The sequence below is a fragment of the Gordoniibacillus kamchatkensis genome (assembly GCF_000829455.1).
Classification (GTDB): domain Bacteria; phylum Bacillota; class Bacilli; order Paenibacillales; family NBRC-103111; genus Gordoniibacillus; species Gordoniibacillus kamchatkensis.
The window spans coordinates 1-20,762 of sequence record NZ_JXAK01000022.1 but is presented as its reverse complement, the minus strand read 5'-3'; the positions used below and the strand labels follow the sequence as shown (position 1 = coordinate 20,762).

22 protein-coding genes, 18 tRNA genes, 2 rRNA genes and 1 pseudogene are annotated in these 20,762 nt (G+C 58.2%); 3 read left to right on the top strand and 40 right to left on the bottom strand.

From position 1 onward, the window contains the following. Positions 1–100 precede the first annotated feature (100 nt). The 20 genes and pseudogenes from SD70_RS13925 to SD70_RS13835 form a co-directional block, all read right to left on the bottom strand. On the bottom strand, positions 101–1,039 hold the full coding sequence (locus tag SD70_RS13925; RefSeq protein WP_041048141.1) for a dihydrodipicolinate synthase family protein: 939 nt from the start codon (positions 1,037–1,039) through the stop codon (positions 101–103). Between the two features lie 100 nt (positions 1,040–1,139). Then, positions 1,140–1,694 (bottom strand): succinylglutamate desuccinylase/aspartoacylase family protein, encoded by a 555-nt coding sequence (locus tag SD70_RS13920; protein WP_082053346.1) that lies wholly within the window; start codon positions 1,692–1,694, stop codon positions 1,140–1,142. Continuing rightward, a complete protein-coding gene (locus SD70_RS40365) occupies positions 1,579–1,878 on the bottom strand; it encodes a succinylglutamate desuccinylase/aspartoacylase domain-containing protein (protein ID WP_082053345.1) in 300 nt (99 codons plus the stop codon). Before SD70_RS40365 ends, SD70_RS13920 begins: the two co-directional genes overlap by 116 nt. Next, on the bottom strand, positions 1,779–2,162 hold the full coding sequence (locus tag SD70_RS13910) for a succinylglutamate desuccinylase/aspartoacylase family protein (RefSeq protein ID WP_041048138.1): 384 nt from the start codon (positions 2,160–2,162) through the stop codon (positions 1,779–1,781). Before SD70_RS13910 ends, SD70_RS40365 begins: the two co-directional genes overlap by 100 nt. Before the next feature lie 28 nt (positions 2,163–2,190). Further along, the gene (locus SD70_RS33305) at positions 2,191–2,922 is read right to left on the bottom strand and encodes an MBL fold metallo-hydrolase (RefSeq protein WP_052487418.1); all 732 of its coding nucleotides are present in this window, start codon (positions 2,920–2,922) and stop codon (positions 2,191–2,193) included. Continuing rightward, positions 2,919–3,947, bottom strand: a complete 1,029-nt coding sequence (locus SD70_RS13900) for a Gfo/Idh/MocA family protein (protein WP_041048137.1) — start codon at positions 3,945–3,947, stop codon at positions 2,919–2,921. Before SD70_RS13900 ends, SD70_RS33305 begins: the two co-directional genes overlap by 4 nt. Positions 3,948–4,146: 199 nt before the next feature. Further along, a pseudogene (locus SD70_RS13895) lies at positions 4,147–5,204 on the bottom strand (threonine synthase); the annotation flags it as partial. Positions 5,205–5,392: 188 nt separating this feature from the next. Next, positions 5,393–5,959, bottom strand: coding sequence for an aldo/keto reductase (locus SD70_RS13890; RefSeq protein WP_156158020.1), 567 nt, complete (start codon positions 5,957–5,959; stop codon positions 5,393–5,395). Beyond that, entirely contained in the window at positions 5,908–6,342 is a 435-nt protein-coding gene (locus tag SD70_RS39250) for an aldo/keto reductase (RefSeq protein ID WP_052487416.1), read from the bottom strand. The genes SD70_RS13890 and SD70_RS39250 overlap by 52 nt, the downstream gene beginning before the upstream one ends. 57 nt (positions 6,343–6,399) lie before the next feature. Next, complete coding sequence (locus tag SD70_RS39245) at positions 6,400–6,870, bottom strand: SDR family oxidoreductase (protein WP_269432470.1); 471 nt, start codon at positions 6,868–6,870, stop codon at positions 6,400–6,402. Next, entirely contained in the window at positions 6,828–7,163 is a 336-nt protein-coding gene (locus SD70_RS39240) for an SDR family NAD(P)-dependent oxidoreductase (RefSeq protein WP_269432469.1), read from the bottom strand. The genes SD70_RS39245 and SD70_RS39240 overlap by 43 nt, the downstream gene beginning before the upstream one ends. A 12-nt stretch (positions 7,164–7,175) precedes the next feature. After that, the gene (locus SD70_RS13875) at positions 7,176–7,967 is read right to left on the bottom strand and encodes an SDR family oxidoreductase (RefSeq protein WP_052487415.1); all 792 of its coding nucleotides are present in this window, start codon (positions 7,965–7,967) and stop codon (positions 7,176–7,178) included. After that, entirely contained in the window at positions 7,964–8,797 is an 834-nt protein-coding gene (locus tag SD70_RS13870) for an HpcH/HpaI aldolase family protein (RefSeq protein WP_156158019.1), read from the bottom strand. The genes SD70_RS13875 and SD70_RS13870 overlap by 4 nt, the downstream gene beginning before the upstream one ends. Positions 8,798–8,835: 38 nt before the next feature. Next, complete coding sequence (locus tag SD70_RS13865; protein WP_041048133.1) at positions 8,836–9,801, bottom strand: Gfo/Idh/MocA family oxidoreductase; 966 nt, start codon at positions 9,799–9,801, stop codon at positions 8,836–8,838. 28 nt (positions 9,802–9,829) lie between these two features. Continuing rightward, positions 9,830–10,582: an SDR family NAD(P)-dependent oxidoreductase gene (locus tag SD70_RS13860; RefSeq protein ID WP_041048131.1), complete on the bottom strand. Its 753-nt coding sequence runs from the start codon at positions 10,580–10,582 to the stop codon at positions 9,830–9,832. A gap of 41 nt (positions 10,583–10,623) precedes the next feature. Next, entirely contained in the window at positions 10,624–11,949 is a 1,326-nt protein-coding gene (locus SD70_RS13855) for an aspartate aminotransferase family protein (RefSeq protein ID WP_041048130.1), read from the bottom strand. A 26-nt stretch (positions 11,950–11,975) separates the two neighbouring features. Further along, entirely contained in the window at positions 11,976–13,448 is a 1,473-nt protein-coding gene (locus SD70_RS13850; protein WP_041048129.1) for a M81 family metallopeptidase, read from the bottom strand. Between the two features lie 23 nt (positions 13,449–13,471). Then, positions 13,472–13,864, bottom strand: coding sequence for a RidA family protein (locus SD70_RS13845; RefSeq protein ID WP_041048128.1), 393 nt, complete (start codon positions 13,862–13,864; stop codon positions 13,472–13,474). Between the two features lie 32 nt (positions 13,865–13,896). Then, entirely contained in the window at positions 13,897–14,997 is a 1,101-nt protein-coding gene (locus SD70_RS13840) for an alanine racemase (protein ID WP_052487414.1), read from the bottom strand. A 122-nt stretch (positions 14,998–15,119) separates the two neighbouring features. Then, a complete protein-coding gene (locus tag SD70_RS13835) occupies positions 15,120–16,268 on the bottom strand; it encodes an N-acetylglucosamine-6-phosphate deacetylase (RefSeq protein WP_041048127.1) in 1,149 nt (382 codons plus the stop codon). Positions 16,269–16,977: 709 nt separating this feature from the next. On the opposite strand from SD70_RS13835, the gene SD70_RS13830 reads away from it, so the two are divergent. From SD70_RS13830 to SD70_RS40360, 3 genes are all read left to right on the top strand, one after another. Continuing rightward, entirely contained in the window at positions 16,978–17,787 is an 810-nt protein-coding gene (locus tag SD70_RS13830) for a DUF6597 domain-containing transcriptional factor (RefSeq protein WP_052487413.1), read from the top strand. Between the two features lie 127 nt (positions 17,788–17,914). Then, positions 17,915–18,325 (top strand): VOC family protein, encoded by a 411-nt coding sequence (locus tag SD70_RS13825; RefSeq protein WP_041048126.1) that lies wholly within the window; start codon positions 17,915–17,917, stop codon positions 18,323–18,325. Positions 18,326–18,421: 96 nt separating this feature from the next. After that, on the top strand, positions 18,422–18,616 hold the full coding sequence (locus tag SD70_RS40360) for a hypothetical protein (RefSeq protein WP_197081036.1): 195 nt from the start codon (positions 18,422–18,424) through the stop codon (positions 18,614–18,616). A gap of 294 nt (positions 18,617–18,910) precedes the next feature. Here the strand turns inward: SD70_RS40360 and SD70_RS13810 are convergent. From SD70_RS13810 to SD70_RS13715, 20 genes are all read right to left on the bottom strand, one after another. Next, positions 18,911–18,982, bottom strand: a tRNA-Gly gene (locus SD70_RS13810). A gap of 4 nt (positions 18,983–18,986) precedes the next feature. Next, a tRNA-Leu gene (locus tag SD70_RS13805) sits at positions 18,987–19,070 on the bottom strand. 14 nt (positions 19,071–19,084) lie between these two features. Then, positions 19,085–19,167: transfer RNA gene (locus SD70_RS13800), tRNA-Leu, on the bottom strand. Between the two features lie 17 nt (positions 19,168–19,184). Further along, positions 19,185–19,257, bottom strand: a tRNA-Lys gene (locus tag SD70_RS13795). 5 nt (positions 19,258–19,262) lie between these two features. Beyond that, positions 19,263–19,334 (bottom strand) — tRNA-Gln (locus SD70_RS13790). Positions 19,335–19,354: 20 nt separating this feature from the next. Continuing rightward, positions 19,355–19,427, bottom strand: a tRNA-His gene (locus SD70_RS13785). 6 nt (positions 19,428–19,433) lie between these two features. Beyond that, a tRNA-Tyr gene (locus tag SD70_RS13780) sits at positions 19,434–19,516 on the bottom strand. 4 nt (positions 19,517–19,520) lie between these two features. Next, positions 19,521–19,595, bottom strand: a tRNA-Thr gene (locus SD70_RS13775). A gap of 5 nt (positions 19,596–19,600) precedes the next feature. After that, a tRNA-Phe gene (locus tag SD70_RS13770) sits at positions 19,601–19,673 on the bottom strand. An 8-nt stretch (positions 19,674–19,681) separates the two neighbouring features. Beyond that, positions 19,682–19,758 (bottom strand) — tRNA-Asp (locus tag SD70_RS13765). A gap of 3 nt (positions 19,759–19,761) precedes the next feature. Next, a tRNA-Val gene (locus SD70_RS13760) sits at positions 19,762–19,837 on the bottom strand. A 6-nt stretch (positions 19,838–19,843) separates the two neighbouring features. Then, positions 19,844–19,915: transfer RNA gene (locus SD70_RS13755), tRNA-Glu, on the bottom strand. A 7-nt stretch (positions 19,916–19,922) separates the two neighbouring features. After that, positions 19,923–20,014 (bottom strand) — tRNA-Ser (locus tag SD70_RS13750). A gap of 8 nt (positions 20,015–20,022) precedes the next feature. Further along, positions 20,023–20,111: transfer RNA gene (locus tag SD70_RS13745), tRNA-Ser, on the bottom strand. Between the two features lie 17 nt (positions 20,112–20,128). After that, positions 20,129–20,204 (bottom strand) — tRNA-Val (locus SD70_RS13740). A gap of 8 nt (positions 20,205–20,212) precedes the next feature. Continuing rightward, a tRNA-Asn gene (locus SD70_RS13735) sits at positions 20,213–20,288 on the bottom strand. 4 nt (positions 20,289–20,292) lie between these two features. Then, positions 20,293–20,368: transfer RNA gene (locus tag SD70_RS13730), tRNA-Ala, on the bottom strand. Between the two features lie 16 nt (positions 20,369–20,384). Beyond that, positions 20,385–20,454, bottom strand: a tRNA-Ile gene (locus SD70_RS13725). Between the two features lie 46 nt (positions 20,455–20,500). Continuing rightward, positions 20,501–20,617, bottom strand: a 5S ribosomal RNA gene (gene rrf, locus SD70_RS13720). 61 nt (positions 20,618–20,678) lie between these two features. Next, a 23S ribosomal RNA gene (locus SD70_RS13715) occupies positions 20,679–20,762 on the bottom strand; the annotation flags it as partial.

Genomic DNA, 20,762 nt, shown 5'->3' with positions numbered 1-20,762 from the left:
TTCGAAGTACGGATATGCTGCAGCGCGTTCTCTGCGATATGCTTTGGCCGGTCGGAGGACCATTGCGCACCTCTGAGCTTATATCGGAAGCGAACGGCAATTATTCCGCCGTTGTACCGCCGGTCCGCTCGTTCTCGGCGACAAGACGCATAATTTTGTCATGAATTTCTGCGACTTGCGAACGCATGCCGTCCGATACTTCTTCCATCGGCGGACGAACGGAACCGCAATCGAGGCCGCGCAAGCGAAGGAAGGCTCCTTCAATGACGCCGAAATGAATCGGTATGCTTAGCATGTCAGAGATGATGCCGTTAATCTCCGTCTGCAGCTTTTGCGCCTCGCCCAGCCGACCGGCGGCGTACAGACGTTCCAGGCGCACGAACAGCTCCGGCATCGCTCCGTAGGTGCCGCCAATGCCGGCGTCGGCCCCCATGACGCGCCCTGCCAAATACTGCTCGTCGGAACCGTTGAATACTAAAAAATCGGGACCGCCGATTTCCTTAAAACGCTCCAGCTCGTACGTATTGCCCGACGAAGCTTTGACGCCGATCACCTGCGGATTCTCGATTATCTCGCGCAGCAGGCTGGCCGACAGCCGGAATCCGGTTGTCGACGGGATATGGTAGATGATGAACGGCAGCCGGGCGCTGTCCATGATAGCCGTCCAGTGCTTCTTCACCGCTTGCTGGCTGTGCCCGTAATAGAACGGAGGCACCGCCGATATCGCATCGGCGCCGGCCTGTTCGGCATGCTTCGCCAGCTCAATGCTGTCCCGCGTATTGATTGCCCCGATGTGGGCGATGACCGCGATCTCGCCCTTGCATTCCTCGATAGCAGCCTCCAACATTCGCTTGCGCTCTTCAACGCTCTGCAGCAGCCCTTCGCCTGTGCTCCCTCCGAGATAGATGCCGCGCACACCTTTGCCGATCAGGAAGCGAACGAGCCGCTTCAATGCCGCCGGACTTACCTCGCCGTCAGCGTCGTAGCACGAATTCGTGGCGACGATAATTCCTCGAAACTTGCTCGCTTCGACATTCATTTCGGTTAGACTCCTCCTATTGATGGATTGTCTTATGACACCAACGTGAATCAGCATTGCTTCCGGCAGGACACGCTCCCCGGCGGCGCCCTCGTGATAATCATTGCCGAAGCGATGCGAGCAAATAAATGGGATCGCCCTTGCGCACGACGGGGGTGCCGAGCAGCATGACCAGATAGCCGTCCGCTTCGGCGCAAATGCGCTGCTGCTCAGCGCCATCGAGACTGTAAATCGTCCCGATCGAGTCGCCGCGCCTTACTTCCGCTCCGAGCGCAGCTTGGGGGACGAAGAAACCGTCGGCATCCGCTTCCGAGGAGCGGTCGAAATTGCCGTCACCGTATATGGTGCGCCGAACCGACGAGCCCAGATCCAGACTCCACCGTTCGGGGTTGGCGAGCATGCCGAGATGGCGAAGCAGCCGCAGCGTTCCTTTGTAAAACAACTCGCGGTCCTCCTGCCGAATGCGACGCCCTCCGTACGCTTCCGTATAAAGCCATGGCACTCCCAACTCCTGCGCCGACGCCACGCTTCGTCCCGGGTTAACCGTCGCATGCGCCCACAGCAGCTCCGCGCCGAACGCTCCGCGGCCGCCCGGCACGCCCGGCCGTATTCGCTCCGGGGTCGTCGTAATAGCCGACAAGCGTCGAGACGGCATAGTGGGTGCCGCCGCTATGCAGATCCAGCAAAAAGTCCGCGTTGGCCAGGAAGCGGTGATGCAGCTCGTAGGCAATCCGCTCCGTCACGCTGCCGTCCTGTCTGCCGGGAAACGCGCGCGCGAGATTGACCCCGTCCTCTGGCTCGAACGCGTTCCGCCGCGATAGGCGTACGGATTTGCACACGGGATCATCAGCAGATTGCCGGACACATGCTCCGGCTGCAGGTCGGCGAACAGCCGCAAAATCGTCTCGATCCCTTCGTACTCGTCGCCGTGCACGCCGGCCAAAATGAGCAGCGCCGGCCCTTCCCGTTCGCCCGCCAGCTCCAGCACAGGCAGAGCTACGGGTTCCCTTTCCATCTTGCCGTCGTCGTCCACCGCAAGGAGCAAGCTTCTTTTGTTGGCGCGGGCGTTTTTATCCCATTCGTAACATCCGATCGGCAAACGAACCGTCTGCTCCTTCGTCATCGCGCAACCCGCCCTTCTTTTGTTCGCGCTAAACAATGCTAAGCGGCGCTTCGCCGCGCTCGAAACGGTCTCTGGCGTCCAGCAAACAGGCTTGGGCTCCCTGCAGCACCGCTTCCAGATGGCCGGCGAACAATCGCCTGACCTTTAACGCCGCCAGACGCACGATCGTATCGCGGTAATCATGCATACTGAAATCTTCCGTGTTCAATACGGCCAGCCTGCCCCCGGCAAAAATCGCATCGCCGCCGAAAAGGGTGCCTGAGCCGGCATCGTACAGGGCAATCATATCGCTGCTGTGGCCCGGCGCCGGCACAACCTGCAGCCGGTGCGAGCCGTGGCGGATCGTATCGCCGGCGGCCAGCACCCGGTCTACCCGGCAGGGCTTGAAGCGGTATGATTCGGGATAGACTCCGTCTTTTCTCGCCTGCCGCAAACCGAGACGCTCTTCGTCACCGCTTTCGACGATGTCCGCCGTCGCCGCGGAAGCAAGCACCGGAATCCCGAGCCGCTCCCGCAAGCCGCAAGCGCCGCCGGCATGGTCGGCATGCGCGTGCGTCAGCACCAGGGCGGCGACCCGCCCGGCGATGCCGTCTTGACGCAGCCATTTCAGGATCGCCTGCTCGCCGAGACCGGACCCGGCATCGATAAGCACGACGCTATCCCCGTCATCCACGGCAAAAACGTTGCAGTCATAATCGCTGCTTAGGCCGTAGCCCAATCTGCCGCCGCCGATGACGCACACATCGTCCGCCAGCCTCACGGCGCCTCATCCTCCAAGGCGGATATGGAAGCAAGCTCCACCGGCCTTCCCAGCTTTGCGGAACGGTCGATCGCCCAGGCAACGCGTACCGCCCGAAGAGCATCCTCCGCCCGTAAAATATCGGAGCGCTTGCCGGAGGCGGCGCATTCGGCAAAATGGGCCAGCTCTGCGGCCAAGGAACCGCCTATGTGACCGTGCAGCTCATAGCCGTCCACGAATGCCGGAATGTCCGGCTTTACCGCTCCGGTGAACATGACGCCGACCTCCGGATTAAGTACCTGAATGCTGCCTTCCTCAGCCGTAATTTCCATTCTTACGTCCTGGAACGAAGGGGCTCCCCCCGGCAGCAGCCAATTGCATTCGACGATGCCGACAGCGCCCTTCGCAAAGCGGAGCATCGCCCAGATCTGATCGGGCGCGGCCGAACCGGCGGGGAACGTTTGCACCGCGTGCACCTCGCGCACGTCGTCCTCCAAATACCAATGCATCAGATCGATGTCGTGAATGCCCAGAATGAATATCGGCGAGATGCGATTGTATAGGTGAAAGTAAGCCTTCCCGTTGTTGCGCCTCGCGTAAATCGAGCGGACCAAGCCGTCCGTGCCCACCGCCAGCCGCCGCTTGACTGCCGCGTAGCGCGGATCGAAGCGCAGCACGTGTCCGGCCATCAGAAGCCGGCCGCACGCCTCCGCTTCCCGCACCAGTTCGGCCGCCGCTTGAGGCGTATGCGCGAGCGGTTTTTCCACGAAGACGTGGGCTCCTGCCCGCAGCGCGGCACGTACCGGCTCGACGTGCAGATGCTCGGGCGTCAGCACGTCGACGGCGTCGAAATTTTGCGACTGCAGCATCTCCGACCAATCGTTGTAGCAGCGCGCCTGCGGAAACCATTCCTTGAAGCGCGCCAGCCGCTCCGGATTGTTATCGCAGAGCGCCGTGACCTGTACCTGGGGTAGTCCCATATAAATGCGGGCATGCAGCTCGGCAAAGCGGCCAAGCCCTATGATCCCAAGACGGATTCCGGCCACAGAAGTCACTCCTTTCCGTTCATAGGCTTTGTTCATGAAGGAGTACGTTCGGTTACAGCTCCATTTCGTCCACGTGCAGAAGCGGAACCTGCACGCCGCCCGTCATCTCCGCCAGCCGCCTGCCGTCCTTGAAGCCGGAGCCGCTCACGATGCATACAATCCGTTCTTCCTTGAGATCGGCGGACGCGCGGCAGTGCCGGATCAGTCCGGCCAGCGCTGCAGCCCCGGCCGGCTCGCAAAAAATGCCTTCCTCCTCGGCAAGCTGCCGCTGCGCTTCCCAAATATCCGCATCCGATACGGCAAGAGCGCCGCCTTCGCCGCGGGCCATGATCCGCAGCGCGAGCCGGCCGTCAGGCGGATTCGGCACCTGCAGGCCGGATATGAGGGAGGTTGACGGACCGGGCGCCGGATCGGCCGAACCGGCCTCGTAAGCGCGTACGATGTTGGCGCAGCGTCCGGCTGCACCGCGATCATGTCCGGCACGGCCGAGGAAAGTCCGAAAGCGTGCAGCTCGGCGAAGCCTTTCCATAGCCCGCAGTACAGGCCGCCGCCGCCGGCCGGTGCGAACACCCGGGTCGGGGCCTCCCCGCCAAGCTGCTCGAAAATTTCGAAGGACATCGTCTTCACGCCCTCCATCGCGTACGGGTTGTAGCGGTATGCGGTAACTGTCACTTCCCAGCCGTGCTTGGCGGCCGCCTTGAAGACGCGGGAGAACACCTCGTCGCCGATCTCGGGTTCCGTGCCGAAGCCCCGGATTTTACGCACAGCGGCGCGGTGCACGAGCACCTGGGCCAGCTTGGCTTCGGCCATATGCTCCAGCACGAACAGATGGTACGGGATGCCGGCTCTCGCCGCATAAGCCGCCGTCGCCGCGCCCGCATTGCCGGAGGACGTGCCGATGCAGGCTTTGCGGCCGCGGGCGAGAGCCCACGACAAGCACATGGCGGCAATGCGGTCCTTGTAAGAGCCGGTCGGATTCCCGCCTTCATATTTGAAATAAAGCGCGCCTATGCCGAGCCGCTTGCCGAGCCGCACACTCGGGATGAGAGGCGTCGAGCCTTCGCCTAGATAGATCCGGTGCTCAGCGGCAACCGGCGGCAGCAGCCGGCTGTATTTCCATATGCCGCTTGCCCCCGGATCGGCCAGAGGACCTTGCAGACTTTCATAGCGCGGCAGCACGATGCATCCGCACGCCGGGCATTCATAAATACCCGAATCGCGGTGCTCTTTGCCGCACTCCGTACATACCGTCAGCATCGCTTCACCTCACTATTCCGTAGCGGCCTTTCCCTCCGGCAGCCCGCCGCCGATATTGGCCACCAGCTTGCGCAGCCCCGCCGGAGCCTTGCATATCGCGGATCCGAAGGGCCCCTCATGACGGCGCCAGCCGTTCAAAAAGTTGCAGAGCATTGCCGCGTCCCTTCCTCCGGCGGGTCGCCCGCCGCTTATGATTTGTTTTGCGGCCAGAGATGCGGCGTAATAACCCGCTCCGGCATATCCGCGAAGAGCCGCACGATTTCCTGCGTCAGCCGCTCCGGCAACGGCGGCGCCTCTTCCAGCAGGCGAATATTGCCGCGCACCTGCTGCGGCGTCTCCGCACCTACAACAAGGCTGTCGACCCCCTGCAAATCGCGAATGAAAGCCACGGCTATCGAACCGACGGAGATGCCGTACCGCTCGGAAAGTCCGTGCAGCGCCGACAACGGAGCCGCCGCTTCCTCCAGGTGCGCGGGAAGCTGCTCAGGCGCAAGGTGCACCAAGCCCTGCAAAAACAAGCTGCGCACGAACACCGTCTTGCCAGCGTCTCTCAACCGCTTCATTACACCATTTTGGAGCGGCCGGTGATCGCACACGTTCATGGGCAGCTGCACGGCTTCGTAAGTATCGTCAAACAGCCGCTCGCCGATCGTCCGGTACTCCTCTGCCGTGTTGGCGCCGACCGAGATGCCTGCGCAGCCGATCAAGCATCTCGCTTCAGGCTCCGAAAGCCGTCCGCCACCGCGTCGCCGCAAGAGCCAAGAACATCCGTGTTATGCAGCATCAGCAGCGGGATGGAGGGGATGTTAAGACGGCTCAACGATGTTTCCACCATCCCGTACATCAGCTTCTTCACCTCGGCGGCTCCGGCTCCGGAAGCGATTCGGATGTGCAGCTTGGTAATGAGAGTCGGCTTCTTGCCGGCAAAATACCTGCCCAGTATCTCCTCGGACCGGCCGTAGGCGGCAGCCGTATCGTACGAAACGACGCCGCCGTTCCAAGCTTCGTCCAGAATGGCGAAGCTCTGTTCCTCCGACGGCATGCCGCTATTGTTGGCGATGCCGTACGGCATGCCGAGCTGCACGGTGCCTAGCGTCAATTGCGAGAGGCGCAGTCCGTTCTTTTCGATGATTCGCATGTGCGTTCCGCTCCTATTCCGATCCGGTTAGTCCAACCCGAGGTTGTTCCTTCGAGGTTACCAAGCGGTCCAGCCGCCGTCGACGACAATGTTCGAACCGGTCATATAGGCCGACGCATCGGAGGCCAGAAGCAGCACCGGCCCGACAATGTCCTCGGCGCGGCCGACGCGGCCGGCCATCGTTTTGCGGCACAGCTCGCGCAAGAACGGTTCGTTCTGCTGCACGGCAGGATTCGGGAAAGGGCCCGGAGTGATGCTGTTGACCCGAATCCGTTTGCTTGCCAGATGAGCCGCACAATAACGGGTGAACTGCAGCACGCCGGCCTTGCCGGCGCCGTAGTTGGCCGGGTTGTTGGCTCCGCTGTCGCCGTAAATCGCCGGATCCGGGGAAACGATGCCGTACATGGAGGCGAAGTTGACGATGCTGCCGCCTCCTGCAGCTTCCATATAAGGAATAACCTCGCGCGTGCAGCGGAACGTCGTACCTAGCGCACCGTCCACGCCTTTGAACCAATCCTCGTCGGACATGCGCTCGACGGTCCCCTCCGGCCCGTAGCCGCGCCGTATGTCGCGCAGTTGATCAGTACGTCTATGCGCCCGCCAAGCCCGCTCGCTTGACGGAAAGCGCGGCGGATGGAAGCCGAGTCGGAAACGTCGCAAGCGATAGCGTGCACGCGCTCATGACCGTGATCCCGAACGTCCAGATCGGCTACGGCTACCGTTGCGCCATGCTCCGCAAGCCCCCGCACGACAGCGGTGCCCAAATAACCGTTGCCGCCCGTGATCAATACCGTTTTGCCGCTGAGCGAAAAGATGGACATGTCCGGTTCCTCCTATTTTGCCGTATAGCCGCCGTCGACCATGAGATTGGCACCCGTCACGTATGCGGAAGCGTGCGAGGCGAGAAACACGATGCTGCCCATCAGATCGGTCTCGTTCGCCATTCGCCCGAGCAGCGTCCGCTCGCTGTACCGTTCGATAAACTTCGGCGGCGTCCGCTGCGAAGCCAGCCCTCCCGGACTGATGCAGTTGCACCGCACGCCGCGGTCGCCGTAATAGCTGGCTACGAAACGGGTGAAGTTAATCATGCCGCCTTTATGGAAGAAGTAGTCCGGAACGAGCCCGTGGAAGCCCATATCTTTGTACAGGGTTGGGTCCGGCCCGACCACGCCTTGAATCGAGCCGATATTGATGATCGAGCCGCCGCCCCGCTCGGCCATGACGTCGCCGAAAGCACGGGTGACCGAGAACAGCCCTGTCGCATTGATCTGCATGCTTTTCGCAAAAGCGTCGAGCGGGTCGTCCCAGCTCCCCATCGTTCGCGCTACCGCATTGTTTACAAGCACGTCTACACGGCCGCCGTTATCGGAGAGCACCCGGTCGCGCAAAGCCGCAATCGAGTCCTCCCGCTCCAGATCCAAGATTAAGGCGGTTACCTCCACGCCGTCTTGGGCGAAGCTTTGCTCCAGCTCATCCAGCCGCCCTCCGTCTCGGGTCGTCATGTAGGTTTTGGCCCCGGCCTGCGCCAGTGCGATCGCAATTTGCCGCCCGTACATGCCGGCCCCGCCGGTCACGACCGCCACCTGGCCTTGCAGCGAGAAAAAGTCCATGACGTTGCCCCTCATGCCTTCTCCTCCTTGCCGGCGCCGTATATGCTGCCGATCCGGGTACCGCCGAGCTTCAACACTTCACCCAGAATGTCCCTGTAATACTGGCCGAGCGCGATGACATCGGCTCCGATGCTGATGAAGCGGTAGCCCATCTCCACCAGCTCGGCAAAATTGCCGACGCCGCCGACGGTGCCGGCGAATTTGCCGTGTTTCGCGGCAAGTGCGGCGATGCGCCTTCTCGTCTCGTCAATGAGGGGATGGTCCATCTGTCCCGGCGCGCCGATCGACTGCGAGAAGTCGCCCGGACCGAAAAAGATCATATCCAGACCCGGAAGCGCAATAATGTCTTCCAGCTGTTCAAGCGGCTCGACATCCTCGATCTGCAGCACGTTGAAGCGCTGCTCGTTGGCCTGAAGTAAATAATCGGCCAAATCGATATTGCAGTAAGCGCCGTCCGCGTTGCCGCCGTCGACGGGCCGCATTCCGAGCGGATGGAACTTGGTGCTCTTTACGACCGTGCGCGCGTCGTCCAAGCTCATGATGTGCGGCACCATAATGCCTGCTGCATCCATCTCCAGCGGCCTAATCGAGTTGCTGTAGCTGCCGCGCGCGACACGTACCAGCGTGTCGACGTCGTGCATTTTGCCGGCCATGATTTGCTTCTCGATCGCCGACCAGTCGTTGCCTACATGTTCCATATCCGTCCAGATGCAATCGAAGCCGGACATGGCGGCGATCTCCGCCGCCCTTGCATCGGACAAATTCAGTTTCGTGCACAGCGCGACCTGTCCGGCACGCAGCTTGCGCAGCACGCGGCTCGGCCGCATCGCATACATTCCCGGCATGAATGTTCCCCTCCCAGTGAACGATCGTGAAGTTTCCGCTAATGCGGCGCTATTTCCGACAGATAAACTTTACGTCCCTGCTGCTCCCGGCTGCGGATACCGGCGATGATGATTTTCATCAGTTCCACCGTGTCCTCGAACGGAAACGGACGTTCGCCGGTCCGCAAATATTCGATAAAGCTCGTCAGCTGCATCTTGAACGAATAGAACGTGTCCCGGAACGGCACGAACGCGTAGTCCGCCGTTCCGACGAGCTGCAGAAGGCCGAAGCCGCCGAACAAATCCTTCGTAACGACCGCCACCACGTCGAAACCACCGGAATGCTTCATATGTACAACGTTACGCTCCGATGTGCCGGTATTGCGCACGGACACGAAGCCCGGTCCGACAATCGGATATACGCTCTCCATCGCATGAATACCGTAGCGCTCCCACGATTTGGCCATAGTTATGCCGGCATAACGCAACTGCCCCAGATTGTTGACGGACAGCTGATACGGTATGAATTCTTTGCCGTAGCGCATGCAGCTGGACGAGAGAATCGCCTTTCCCTGCTTCACCCATTCGCTGAAAACGACGAGATCGGCCTCGTTGTCGACCATCGGTTTATCGATAAACACCGGCAGACCGGCTTCGACAAAAGGACGCGCCCGCTCGACGTGCTCGTGCCCTTTGTCTGTAGCGATTATGACAGCATCGACATGGCCGATCACATCCTCCGGACGGGTGACGGCGTTGGGAATGAGCGACGCCTCGCAAATTTTGGGCGCTTCCTCCGGATCGTCGGTCCAAATGTGGGTTACATTTGCTCCCTGAATGCGCAGCGTATCTTTCGGCTCTTTGTCGAGGTAAGCCGGTATGCCCGGGTACGGACAGTTGCGGCGCATCGCTTCGGGATCGTAACCGTTAAATATTGCGCTCCAGGAATAAGGATGGCCGTTGCCGTCCACCCAGCCGATCATGGCCAGGCGGATATGATCTTTCGCGACTATGGGCTTGCCCATCGCCGGCACCTCGCTTCCGGGATTCGTTTCAAGATAATTTGATCAACTGTCCTCCGTCGACGACCAGACAATGGCCGGTCATATAGACGGAGTCGTCGGAGGCGAGGAACAGCGCTGCCGAAGCGATGTCCTCCGGCGTTCCGACGCGCCCCATCGGAATGGTCCGTAAATACGGGCCGATCGCCGCCGGATTGTCGATCAGAGACTTCGTCAGCCGCGTTTCGATGAAGCCCGGACACAGCGCGTTAACGCGGATGCCGAGCGGCGCCAGCTCGAGCGCCATCGACATGGTGAGCAGATTGATGCCGCCCTTGGTCGCATTGTAATGGGCTTGGTCGGCTTCCGCCGCAAGCCCGTTGACGCTGGACATGTTGATGATGGAGCCGCTGCCTTGTTTGGCCATCTCCCGGGCTGCGAGCTGGCCTATCAGGAACGTGCCCTTCAAATTGATCGCCATGTGGCGGTCCCATTCTTCCTCGGTCAGCTCCAGGAACGGGGCCGGGCTGCAAATGCCAGCGTTGCTCACGAGCACGTCGATCCGGCCCCAGCGCCCGAGCGTCTCCTCCGCCATACGCCGGGCGTCGGCGGCGTACTGCACGTCGCCGACTACGCCGATCGCTTCGCCGTTTTCGTTCAATCGCTGCAGCGCTTGATGGAGGCGCGTCCGATCGCGCCCGGTAACCGCCACCCTGGCTCCCTCCCGGACAAAGCGGTCCGCAATGGCTTCGCCGATCCCCGTCGTTCCGCCCGTCACAAGCGCCACTTTCCCCGCCAATCTCATCGCTCGTTCCCCCATTCATCCGTTACCGGCTTCTTCCGCATTTACATTCGCGCCATTGCGCGTTCGGCGGCCGCCACCGTCTGCCGCACATCCTCGTCATTATGGACGACGGATACGTACCACAAGCCGTTCGGCCGCAGCAGGACTCCTTCCTCCAGCATGCGTTCGGCGAACAAACCATAGGCGCCGGCGTCCCTTTTATTAAAGGAAGCAAAATTGTCCACCCGCTCCTCGGCGGTAAACATCATGTGGAAAACGGGACCGAATTGGTTAACAATGCCCTTCTTCCCCTGCTTCGCCATCGCGTCCCGCAGACCTTGCACAAGCCTGCCCGCGACACGGTTCATCGAACCGTATACCGCGCCGCCGTTCGCCGTCAGCACGTCCAGGGTGGCAAGCGCCGCAGAGGTCGCGATGCAGTTGCCGTTAAGCGTGCCGAGGTGGCTGACGGCGCCATTGTCCAGCAGCTTCATAATCTCCGATTTGCCGGCCACGGCGCTGACTGCGACGCCGCCGCCGAGCGCTTTGCCGACCGTGACGAGATCCGGCATTAGACCGAAATGGCCGTGCGCGCCGCCGATGCCAATGCGGAAGCCGGTTATGACCTCGTCCATCACCATAACGATGCCGAGCTCCTTCGTCAGCCCGCGCATTCGTTCCAGATAGCCCGGCAGAGGCAAAATGCACCCGGAATTGCACATCACCGGCTCGGTAATGACCACCGCGATCTCGTCCTTGCCGGCCCGCAGCGTTCGCTCCAGCAAGTCCGGATCATTCCATGGCAGCAAGATCACCTCCGACAGCGCGATCTCGCTCTGCCCTCCCGTACCGGGCAGCGGACGCGTTTCGGCCTGCGCCTGTCCCTGTGCACCCGAGGGCTTCATGTCCGAACTCGGGAACGAAGTGAAAATCGTATCCGACCACCCGTGATAATGGCCGTGGAAGCGTACGATCTTGCGTTTGGCCGTATAGGCCCGGGCCAGCCGCAGCGCCAGCATGACTGCCTCCGTGCCCGAGCCGCTCAAAGCCACCGATTCGGCGCAAGGCAGCAGCTCCGTGAGGCGGCGCGCAAGCGTAATCTCCCCGTCGTGCTGCAGTCCGTAAGTCGAGCCTTTGAGCATCGCTTCGTGAACGCTCTCCACGAGAGCCGGGTGCGAGTGGCCGAGAATGAGCGGGCCGTAGCCGAGCATATAATCAATGTATTCGTTGCCGTCAACGTCCCGAAGACGGGAGCCGGAAGCGGACTCGACAAACAGTGGAACCGGTTTCATCGCTGCTCTGAGCGAACTGGCGACACCCTGAGCAAGGTACTTGCGCGATGCCTCGAATTTGATTTTCGATTGCTCGTACTGATAAGTCATCGTCATGTTACCTTCTCCCATCCAGATGGATTTCACAGCGGATATACCGGACGCCGGACAAGACGATATGTCAAGAGGTGCAAGTTGGAGGTGCAGCAGCCCGGGGATTCGACGTGAATTACCTTTTTTGCGAACGGACCGAATGCCGTCTGCCACGCTATGGCCGACTTGACCACGATGATGTGGAAATCGGCCGGCCAAAGGCCGACGGAGCGGACGTGCCCCAGGTCCCAAGGCGCTTGCCGCTTCTCCGTCAAAACGACGGTGAGCTTGCCGCACTCGACGACCGCCGTATGGCCCATATCCGCCAGTTGCCCGGTCATGTAAGGCCCGACATGGCGATAAATACCGTCGAACAGCGTTCTTACCTTGCCGTGAAGGCGGACGGGGCATCCGTGCAACGTATCGCTTTTGCCGCCGACATCGGTCTCAAACATGCCGCCGATTCCGGCACGGAACGCTGCTGCCACCGCCTCTACGTCGCGGATGACGACCAGGGCGGGCACTTGCGGATCGACGAGAAGCGCAAGCAAGTGTGTGGCGTCGCCCGGCGAGCCGCCGCCGACATTGTCCGAGCCTTCGGTTAGCACGATTGGACCTTCCTGCTCGGCGAGCGCCAGCCGCACGGCATCTTCCGGCGTTACGAAGCGAACGGCGAATTTCTCCTTACGGCTTCTGGCCAACTCCGAGAGCCACTCCGCCGAACGCTCGGCCAACGGCAGATCGTTATCCGTCGTTACGACGAAGGCCATGCCCGCATCGGGTACGTCGCTGTAAGGGAAGCCGCCGGCTACCGTCACGTTCAGCACGCCCGGCAGCTTCTCGAGCGCGAATGCCTCCTCCATCAGCTCGCGCATGGCGCCTTGTTCCGTTAACATCGCCTGCGGCACTACCAGCATGGCCGGCTGAGCGAGCGCGCGCACCGGGCGAATCTGGCCCCTTGCTGTCCGCCACAGCAGCTCCAGCGCTTCTTCCGCCCGCTCAAACATGTCAACATGCGGGTACGTATCGTAGCCGACGATGATATCGGCCAGCTCCACCATACGGCGGCTGATGTTTCCATGCAGATCGAGCGTCATTGCGACGGGCAAGCCGTAACCGACCATTCCGCGCAGACGCTCGAGGAACTCCCCTTCGACATCGGGTATATGCTCGGCGACCATCGCTCCGTGCATAATGACAATGACGGCGTCGGCGGTACGGTCCACGGAGCGGAGCACTTCGCCCATCAGCGTCTCCATTGCCCCGGCCGCCACCATGCCGCTCGGCGTAGCTGCAGCGTACAAGCCGGGAATGAGCTCGATGCCCAGCTCCCGCGCTTTGGCGATTACACCTCCCATGGAGGTGCGGGTGCCTTCGTAACGAGCGTAGAACGCCTCTTTACCGGCTATCCACTCTCCGGTAAAATCATCAAGTCCAGTAAGTCCGGGAGCGAACGTATTCGTCTCATGCAAAATGCCCACGACCGCTACTTTTAAGCTAACTTCCTGACCGTGCTCATTCATCCCGACTTCCTCCGCTTCCGATATTAAGCTCGCTCGCGCGTGGAGCCGATGTAAGCGACCACATCCACCTCGATCAGATAAGGGGCGATACCGCATTGGATCGTCGTGCGCGCCGGATAAGGCTGATTCATGATTTTCGCGTACAGCTGGTTGTACGCCGGAATGTCGGATTGGTGGAGCAAGTAAGCGTTCGTTTTGACGACATGATCGAGAGTCAGACCAACGCCTTGCAAAATGGTTTCCAAATTGCGGAAGCATTGCTCGGTTTGCGCTTCGATTGTCGTACCCGCGACTTCCCGGGTCTGGGGATCGACGCCGACCTGACCGGAGACGTAGACAAAATCGCCGGCTACGACAGCGTGCGAGAAAGGCAGCGGAAATTCGGGAGCATTGCTGACATGATAAGCTTTGGACATCAGGGCCCCTCCTGCGTTTAAAAGGATGAAAGTTATTGGATCTTGCCGCGCGCATCGACCGTCAGCTGCGATTCAATTCGGCCGCCTCTCGCGAGCAGCAGCCGGTCGTGAAGGTTGACGACGGTGCAGCAATGATTCGGTATCAGTTCGACCACATCCCCGACTTTCAGCGACACGCCGTCCGGCAAGCGAAGGATGCCGTGCTCCTCGCTCAGCCGCTCGACAATGACGTCCGGATATGCCGGCAACAGCCCATAACCTTTGCGAAAACCATTGACGTCGTTCGTTAGCGTCTTCGATCCGGCGTCGATAATTGCCGTCCCGGGGCGAGGCGTGCTCACTACCGTCGCATAAACCCGCAGTGCGCAATCGGCAGCTGTGACCGTCCCGGTCACGATTTGCGACACGTCTCCGAATACATAGGCACCCGGGCGAATTTCAGTCACTCCGGGCAGCGCTTCCACGAATGTTGCAGTCGGCGTCGAGCCCACGCTGATCTCGGCGATCTCAATCCCCTTGTGGCGCTTCAACCATCCCTTCGTTAGCAGCAGACTCTCCGCTTCGCCGACGGCGATGCGACGAATGTCGTCGTCCGAATGTCCGCCGTAAGCATGGCCGGCATGCGTCATCAGGCCGACGACCTCAACTCCGGGCAGCGTGATGAGCTGTTCAATCATTTCCCCCGTCTCCTGACCGGGCTCCCGGCCGCAGCGGTTCAGGCCGGAATTGACATCGACGTAAAGCGGCACACGCCGCCGCAGGGTTTCGCCCAAATCGGACAATCCGCGGGCGACGTCGTAATCGTCAGTGCTTACCGTAATACGCGCCCTCTGCATCAGCTTGCCGAGCCGCTCCAGCTTGGCTTTGCCGACAATCGGGAAGGCGACGAGAATATCTTCGATGCCGCCGTCCGCCATCACCTCGGCCTCACCGAGCTTTGCCACCGTAATCCCGTGCGCACCGCTGCGGATTTGCTCCTGCGCGATGACCACGCTCTTGTGCGTCTTCGTATGAGGACGAAGCTTTACGCCCGCCCTTCGGGCCCGGTCCGCGGTACGCCGCAGATTGGCCAGTACCGCGTCCCAATCCACGACGACGGCTGGCGTTTCCAGCAAGTCGTTCATTATCGACATAGGCCATCTCCGATCTGTAAAATTCACGAGAAGGTTTCATCTATTGATACTTTGGTTTTATTATTAATTACTAAAATAAACCATACACGCCGTTTTGTAAATGCTTTTTTTGCCCCGGCGCATCATTTTACGTGAATCCCGCGCAGCACGACCGTACGCACCCTGATATCGGAATCCAAAACGATCAGATTGCCCCACTTGCCGACCTCAATGCTTCCGATCTCCCGGTCCATCCGAATCGCCTTCGCCGGATTTAATGAGGCCATCCTGAAGGCGTCCACGATACCGGCACCGGTATGGAGCATCATGTTGCGTACGGCGGCGTCCATCGTCAGCTTGCTGCCGGCAAGATCACCCTTATGATTATAGTTCACGTCCGGCTCGTCGGATCCGGCCAACCCGGAATCGGGCATGCCGTCCGTAATTATAATTACACGTCCTGCTCCCTTTGCTTTCAGGATAAGTTTAAGCATAAGCGGCCGGACATGAACGCCTTGTTTGTCGGGAATAACTTCCGCATAAATATCGTCATGCACGAGAACGGCCTCGTCTACACCGACCTCGCGAGTACCCCCGTAGCGGCTTGGCGACGGCGTCGCACCGCTAGCGTTTGTACAGTGGCAGCCGACCCGCAACCCCTTCGGGACCAATGCGAAAATTTGCTCCGCACTCGCCTCGGAGTGCCCGACGGACAGCGTGATGCCGTAATGCGAGGCCGCTTCGGCAAACTCGTACTGCCCCTCAAGTTCCGGCGCCAAAGTCCACAGCTTGATCTGGTCTCCGGCCAAACTCAAAATTTCGTTGTACTCCTCAGGATCAACCGGACGTATCGGCGACGTAATCGCACCGTACTTCTTATTAATATAAGGGCCCTCCATATGAATGCCTGCAATAGCCGCACGGTAAGATGCATCGGAATTCATCGCCGCAACGATGTCGATGACGCCCTGACGAGTCTCCTCCCGGCTCTCGTTGTACGATAAAGTAGGGAGAAGACTCGTCGTGCCATGCTGCAGGTGAGCGATCGCACATTCATACGGCTGCCTGAACGCCCAAACACCACCTCCTCCGTGGCAATGAATGTCGACGAAGCCTGGTGCAATGTAGGCACCGTCCGCATCGATCTCCGGAGCGCCGGCAGTTGCTTTCTCCACCTCCGCGTCCCATGTTCCATAAGCGGCAATACGCCCATCTCGAACCCATACATAGCCGTTCGCGATGAGCCGTTCAGAAGTCACAACCGTTCCGTTCTTGAGAAGCACATTCCCCATTCTGCGCACCTTCCTCAATCACGTTTTTGTGTCCGCCAATTGTTAGAATGCAATCCGTTCATTTATTAAAATGAAACCATTGTTTCACTTCAATACTAGATGATTTCAACCTGTTTGTAAACCGATTTTTTTCCATTTTTTTTCGCGAGAATCATCGCTTTGTACCGCGGCGTACAACGTAAAAAAGACCCCGTTGGCTTTCCTCCGGGGTGCTGTGGGTTATGGTCTTGTTTTATAGTAGTTTCGATCACGTGAAGGAATATTTCACGGTACGCCGCCATTTGGCTACGACAAAGTAAAGCGGGGGAAATTAGATCCCAATCCTGTCAACACACCCTCTGTTCGGCTAATATTTGATTTATATACGAACGTCTCGACTTCAGATTGAATCGCGAGTATCGGAGTTTAAGACGGAGCTAACGAAATTCGCCGCGCAAGACTTAAATAACAAGGAAATCCAGAGTGACAGGATTCATAAAAAAATTAATCGTGTAGATGTTCACGCAGACGGTTCTATCAAATTCAGTTACAACTTCCAAAACCCACTTAAAAACGGAGCGTAGCCTATTTAGGCTCGCCCCTCCATTCCATCCATAATATGCACTCCCATGTACGGTATAATTAAGCTATAAATCGGAGTTCACAGACGAAAGTTCGATTTGAAGACTGTTAAAAAACTGTTACGAAAAGGAGAAGTTTCGGTATAATCATGCTCACCTGCAAACCGACTAGGCAATTATCGGCATTCGTGGATTATTTTTGGTACATGGAAAGCCAAAATACTGCAAGTCAAAATGAGCTGTCAATACCGGACGGTTCCGTTGATCTCATTATTGATTTAACTGCGGATAAAGTCCTCATGGCAACTGCATCGAACGAGACATTGCGGCTCAACAATGTATTTGTCTGCGGGCCTCATTCGAGACATTTCGTGATCTGCAATTCGCTTGAAACGAGAGTGATTGGAATCCATTTTAAACCGGGCGGCGCATATCCGTTTCTTGGTTACCCACTAAATCAATTACATAATGTCATGCAATCGATGGATGCGATTTGGGGGCATTTAGCCGGAAAACTGCGTGAGGAACTGATCGATTTGCCAACTGTCGAGCAAATGTTTCGTGTGCTTACCAACCGATTGCTGCAGTTGGCGGTTAAACCGCTTGATATCCATCCGGCTGTTCAGTATGCGATCGAGCATTTCGGTAGGAAAAGCGAACGGACGGATCACGTTCGACACATTGTTGGCCAAATCGGTATCAGTCACAGAAGATTTATCGAACTATTCCAGAGGGAAACCGGCTATACCCCAAAACGTTACAGCCGCATCCGAAGATTTCAAGGGGTGCTAAGGAAAATGAATGAACGACAAAACATTTTAGATTGGTCAGATATCGCAGTCGATTGCGGGTATTACGATCAGTCTCACTTTATTAAGGATTTTCGCGCTTTTTCCGGATTGAACCCGACTGATTATGAGACGATTCCCGGGAGGCATTACAATCATGTTCGCTTATGACGAAAGGGTCAATTATTTACAATACGGTGTGTGATTTTTGCTGTAAAATTTGAGGAACAAGCACATAACAAAAACGCAGCTTATCGCTGAATGCGTTTCACACTTTAACGCGAGGAGGACATTAGGAATGGGAAACGAGTGGACCCCTAAAAATTATTCTTCAGTTGTTCCGACACTGCGTGCGGAACACGCCGATCGATTGTTGGATTTTTTGCAAGCCGTTTTCGATGCGGAAGTGCTTCACCGCACGACGGATGAAAAGGGAACGATTACGCATGCCGAGGTGCGTATCGGACATGGGATCATCGAAGTATCGGATGCTAATGAGATGTGGCCGGCCAATGAAACTTCACTGCATGTTTTTGTTCGCAACACGGATGAGTGCTACAGGCGAGCATTGGAGGCAGGAGCGGTTTCTCTGTATGAACCGGCGGACATGCCGTATGGAGAAAGAAACGGCGGTATCAAAGATGAATTCGGAAACAGTTGGTTTATTGCAACGTTTCAAAGTGGTGAAGGGCGTGGCTATTACGATTGACGGCGTGCGCCAAATCGCGCTCTCCCTACCGAAAACGGAAGAAGCAGAACATTGGGACAAACCGTCTTTTTTCGGGTCAACGGGAAAATCTATGCCGTGGTTCAAAAGGACGGGGTATCTGTTGTCGTCAAAACGACAAGAGACGAGCGTGAAGCGTTAACCACATTTGAACCGGAAATTTATAGCGTCCCTCGGAATTTTCATCGACTGCATTACATGACCGTCAATACGAAGCGCATTCGTAAGGACGAATTTCGCTCATCCTCGTCCGCGCCTGGCGCCCGGTTCTAAACGCCAAGCTGGTAGCGTGGGTTCGATTCCCATCACCCGCTTAAACTAGCTAGCAAAAGGCCGCGGTAAATAAAATCGTACAAATTGAGCAGGAAGAGACCCACAGCCAAGGTGCTGTGGGTCTTAGTGCTTTTCGCCTTTACCGGTACGGCAGTCGCCTACCGCAGGATTATAAGTCCGGTGCGTCTGCCGATTCCGCAACTCCGGCTTAAGGCGCTACCCAGATTCGAACTGGGGCATAAAGCTTTTGAAGAGCTTCGCCTTACCACTTGGCTTTAGCCCCAAAAAGAAAAAAGCGGAAGACGGGATTCGAACCCGCGACCCTCGCCTTGGCAAGGCGATGCTCTACCCCTGAGCCACTTCCGCATGATGCAGTCGAGAGGACTCGAACCTCCACGGCTGTTACACCACTAGAACCTGAATCTAGCGCGTCTGCCAATTCCGCCACGACTGCAAATGAATAAATCATGCGGTCGGTGGGATTTGAACCCACACGGGCTTGCGCCCGCCACCCCCTCAAGATGGTGTGTCTGCCGTTCCACCACGACCGCATATTTAGGTTTTAAAGTGAGCCATGAAGGACTCGAACCTTCGACACCCTGATTAAAAGTCAGGTGCTCTACCGACTGAGCTAATGGCTCCCACACTGAGGATCTAGGATTCGAACCTAGGCATGACGGAGTCAAAGTCCGTTGCCTTACCGCTTGGTTAATTCCCAATAGGTTTGGTCAAACTAAGGGCGATCGAGGGGAATTGAACCCCCGAATGTCGGAGCCACAATCCGATGCGTTAGCCACTTCGCCACGACCGCCATAGATGGAGGCTGATGGATTCGAACCACCGAACTCGTCAGAGAACAGATTTACAGTCTGCTGCGTTTGGCCACTTCGCTAAGCCTCCAAAATGGTGCCGTTGAAGGGAATCGAACCCCCAACCTGCTGATTACGATTCAGCTGCTCTACCATTGAGCCACAACGGCTAACATGGCTCGGGACGGAATCGAACCGCCGACACGAGGATTTTCAGTCCTCTGCTCTACCAACTGAGCTACCGAGCCATAAATAATGGCGGGTCCGACGGGATTCGAACCCGCGGTCTCCTGCGTGACAGGCAGGCATGTTAGGCCTCTACACCACGGCTCCGCATGGTGAACGCTGACGGGATCGAACCGCTGACCCTTACCCTGTCAAGGTAATGCTCTCCCAGCTGAGCTAAGCGTTCATAATATGACCCGTAGGGGATTCGAACCCCTGTTACCTCCGTGAAAGGGAGGTGTCTTAACCCCTTGACCAACGGGCCTTATGTATGGCGGAAAGAGTGGGATTCGAACCCACGCACGGGAGTTACCCGCCTAGCTGATTTCGAGTCAGCCCCCTTGGGCCTCTTGGGTACCTTTCCAGTCGCAACGGATAAAGAGGGATTCGAACCCTCGAGACGCTTGTGACGCCTACACGATTTCCAATCGTGCCCCTTCGGCCAGCTCGGACACCTCTCCGTATTTTTAAACGTAAATGGTGGACGCTGACGGGATCGAACCGCCGACCCTCTGCTTGTAAGGCAGATGCTCTCCCAGCTGAGCTAAGCGTCCATAGGAAATGGCTCCCCGAACAGGACTCGAACCTGTGACAACTCGATTAACAGTCGAGTGCTCTACCAACTGAGCTATCAGGGAATAATGGTGGAGCAAATCGGAATCGAACCTCTGACCCCCCGCTTGCAAGGCAGGTGCTCTCCCAGCTGAGCTATAGCCCCATAATTTCTATGATGATGGGCTCTAGTGGATCCGAACCACCGACCTCTTATCAGGGGTGAGCCCTAACCAGCTGGGCTAAGGGCCCTTAAACCGGGTAAAATGACATAAAAATAGCCCACAGAGTGGGCTCCGCTTGGCGACGTCCTACTCTCCCAAGACCCTGCGGTCTAAGTACCATCGGCGCTGGAGGGCTTAACGGTCGTGTTCGGGATGGGTACGCGTGGTTCCCCTCCGCCATTGTCACCAAACGATTCAGGGCTATTCCCTGAAAACTAGATACGAAACGTTGCGCAGTAGAAGCTCTATGTTTTGGATAAGCCCTCGACCGATTAGTATTCGTCAGCTCCACGCATTGCTGCGCTTCCACCTCGAACCTATCAACCTCGTCGTCTA

Excerpts from the sequence above, each read along its gene's own strand:
- SD70_RS13850 (WP_041048129.1), bottom strand. The coding sequence starts at position 13,448 with ATGAATGAGCACGGTCAGGAAGTTAGCTTAAAAGTAGCGGTCGTGGGC.
- SD70_RS13865 (WP_041048133.1), bottom strand. The coding sequence starts at position 9,801 with ATGGGCAAGCCCATAGTCGCGAAAGATCATATCCGCCTGGCCATGATC.
- SD70_RS13835 (WP_041048127.1), bottom strand. The coding sequence starts at position 16,268 with ATGGGGAATGTGCTTCTCAAGAACGGAACGGTTGTGACTTCTGAACGG.
- SD70_RS39250 (WP_052487416.1), bottom strand. The coding sequence starts at position 6,342 with ATGCGAATCATCGAAAAGAACGGACTGCGCCTCTCGCAATTGACGCTA.
- SD70_RS13845 (WP_041048128.1), bottom strand. The coding sequence starts at position 13,864 with ATGTCCAAAGCTTATCATGTCAGCAATGCTCCCGAATTTCCGCTGCCT.
- SD70_RS39240 (WP_269432469.1), bottom strand. The coding sequence starts at position 7,163 with ATGTCCATCTTTTCGCTCAGCGGCAAAACGGTATTGATCACGGGCGGC.
- SD70_RS13910 (WP_041048138.1), bottom strand. The coding sequence starts at position 2,162 with ATGACGAAGGAGCAGACGGTTCGTTTGCCGATCGGATGTTACGAATGG.
- SD70_RS13830 (WP_052487413.1), top strand. The coding sequence starts at position 16,978 with ATGCTCACCTGCAAACCGACTAGGCAATTATCGGCATTCGTGGATTAT.
- SD70_RS13870 (WP_156158019.1), bottom strand. The coding sequence starts at position 8,797 with ATGCCGGGAATGTATGCGATGCGGCCGAGCCGCGTGCTGCGCAAGCTG.
- SD70_RS13920 (WP_082053346.1), bottom strand. The coding sequence starts at position 1,694 with ATGCCGTCTCGACGCTTGTCGGCTATTACGACGACCCCGGAGCGAATA.
- SD70_RS13925 (WP_041048141.1), bottom strand. The coding sequence starts at position 1,039 with ATGAATGTCGAAGCGAGCAAGTTTCGAGGAATTATCGTCGCCACGAAT.
- SD70_RS13855 (WP_041048130.1), bottom strand. The coding sequence starts at position 11,949 with ATGACGATGACTTATCAGTACGAGCAATCGAAAATCAAATTCGAGGCA.
- SD70_RS13825 (WP_041048126.1), top strand. The coding sequence starts at position 17,915 with ATGGGAAACGAGTGGACCCCTAAAAATTATTCTTCAGTTGTTCCGACA.
- SD70_RS13875 (WP_052487415.1), bottom strand. The coding sequence starts at position 7,967 with ATGAGGGGCAACGTCATGGACTTTTTCTCGCTGCAAGGCCAGGTGGCG.
- SD70_RS39245 (WP_269432470.1), bottom strand. The coding sequence starts at position 6,870 with ATGTCCGACGAGGATTGGTTCAAAGGCGTGGACGGTGCGCTAGGTACG.
- SD70_RS13840 (WP_052487414.1), bottom strand. The coding sequence starts at position 14,997 with ATGTCGATAATGAACGACTTGCTGGAAACGCCAGCCGTCGTCGTGGAT.
- SD70_RS13860 (WP_041048131.1), bottom strand. The coding sequence starts at position 10,582 with ATGAGATTGGCGGGGAAAGTGGCGCTTGTGACGGGCGGAACGACGGGG.